This is a genomic window from Helicobacter pylori, from assembly GCF_003638305.1.
Lineage (GTDB): Bacteria > Campylobacterota > Campylobacteria > Campylobacterales > Helicobacteraceae > Helicobacter > Helicobacter pylori_DJ.
The window spans coordinates 1-2,122 of the sequence record NZ_MVYP01000030.1 but is presented as its reverse complement, the minus strand read 5'-3'; the positions used below and the strand labels follow the sequence as shown (position 1 = coordinate 2,122).

General features: G+C 38.4%; 1 protein-coding gene. It reads right to left on the bottom strand.

Features of this window, described 5'->3' with window-relative positions; genetic code table 11:
• A partial coding sequence (gene sabA, locus EAL04_RS07830) for a Hop family adhesin SabA/HopD (protein ID WP_205585833.1) occupies positions 1-1,915 on the bottom strand: 1,915 nt, incomplete at its 3' end.
• Positions 1,916-2,122: the final 207 nt, after the last annotated feature.

Below are 2,122 nucleotides of genomic sequence, written 5' to 3'. Positions count from 1 at the left end.
AATAAGCGAACACATAATTAAGATACACGCTATAAAGCCTTCGGTATTCTAGCTTAGTGCCTAAAAAAGAATAGTAGTTGGTGTTAATGGTAGGGATTTTAATGCCTAGTTCAATGCCATGTTGCGCGGAATGCTCGCTGTCTTTTTTCCTAGCTGTAGCGAGATTGGTTCTCAAACCCAAATTGAACAAAAACTGGAAATTGGAGGTATTGACTTTTGCGCTATAAGGGTTATTGAACGCTGTTAAATTCACGTATTGAGAATTAAGCCATGTAGTCCCTGCTAGTTGGATACCACCAAAAAGACCCACAGAAAGCTTGTTGTTCTTTCTTGTGATGCTATCGTTGATAATATTCACTAACAAATCGCTCCCACCGCCATAAGTCCATACATCAGAAGACGAGTTAAAAAAGCTGGATTTGATATAGCCGTGGTTGTAATCAAAGAAGCCATAATACCTTAACCCCCATCTTTTGCTTTCGCCAAAGAATTGCTTATAGCCCACTTGCACACCAAGCCCATTCAAAGCGCCGTTATTGTTTTGAGAGCTGATCATGCCCACTTTTTTAAAGGGGTTATTGCTCATCGCCGCTAAAGCTTGAGAAAGATTGGATTGCTGCTCTGGGTTGATTTGGTAGTTGTATTGGCCTGCTGTAGAATCTTTAGGCGACATAACGATGTTTGTTACATTGACCTTATTATGGGGTAGTTTAGAAATCTCTTCGCTCAAATTCTTAGCGTTGTTATAGGCACTCACGATTTCTGTTTGATTGGATTTTAAATTATAAACATCTCTAGCCACGCTTAAAGCCGAATCAATCCGATTGCCATAATAGCTCACATTGTTTTGAACCGCATTGATTTCTTTATTCAAATTCACATTCTGTCTGTAAGGGTTAGTAGGCGTTTTACCCAAATGCGGCACTTTCAAGTAAGCGTTCTCCAAATACTTAAGTTGGTCTTTAGGAATGGAATTAAAGAGATTGAAGATATTTGAAGCGTTAGAAAGGATTTGCTTTTGGTTTTGGGCGAAAGCGTAAATGTCTTTAGCAAATTCACGATTTTTTTGAGATCCCATAGCTTGAGCTTGCAACTGAGTGGATAGGGTGTGGTTGCTCTGAGTTAGTTTGAGCGCTTCTTGCAAGTAAGGTAGCATCGCCTTGATATTGTTAAACACCGCGTATTGCGTTGGGTAGCCAGTGGAATTGATAGCGCCGGGCGCGTTTGAAACGCCACTGATGACGATATTTTTCCACATCATAGCCGTCTTAGTGTTTGCGATTAAATCCATAAGCTTTTGCGCGGTTTCAAGAGCTGTAGTTATGGAAGTTTTGTTTCCACTTGATTGATTGCTAGAGCATTGTTCTGATAAAGCACAGAGATTGCCTTGAGCTTTTTGGAGGTTTTCGGCAAGTGCTTTCATTTTACTATAAGTTTCTTTGCTCATAAAACAGTTTTGTAATCCTGTGCAGTTCCTATCTTGATTGATTCTTGTAAGAGGAGAATTAGATCCATCGTGCAAATCGTTCACAAAAAAACTGAGAGCGTTCCCTGCATAAAGACTCCAAAAAGCCAATACTGAAGTGATAACGGCTTGCGTGGTGTTGTAGATGGGCGATGTTTCTTTGTTTGTGTGGTTGTTACTCGCAAAGCTTTTCAAATCGCTTAAAGCATTGTTGACAGCCTGACTGTTGTTCGCCGTTTGAATGCTTTGTTTTAACGAAGCCAGTTGGGCTAAAGATTGGCTCAATTGCTCGTATTTGTCGTTCAAATTTTTCAATTCACCGGTGTTTTTGACCATTTGCACCGCTTCGCCGATTTGATAGCCCGCGCTCACAAAAAAGCCGTTGTCTTCAGCGTGGAGCGATGGTACCGCAAGCGAGAGAGAGAGAGAGAGTAAAAATCGTTTTTTCATAAAATGTTCCTTAAAGTAATTTTTATTGTAAATAATGAATAGAAATGAAAATTTATTTACAATATGTTTAATTTTGCCATAAATTTATTGGATTTCAAAAAAAAAAAAAAAGATTTTGGGTGTTTTTTAACTATTTATCTTTGGAGTGTTAATTTTTGTAATAATGAAACCATTTTTTGAATTTTATAAGCAATATTTAATGAGAAC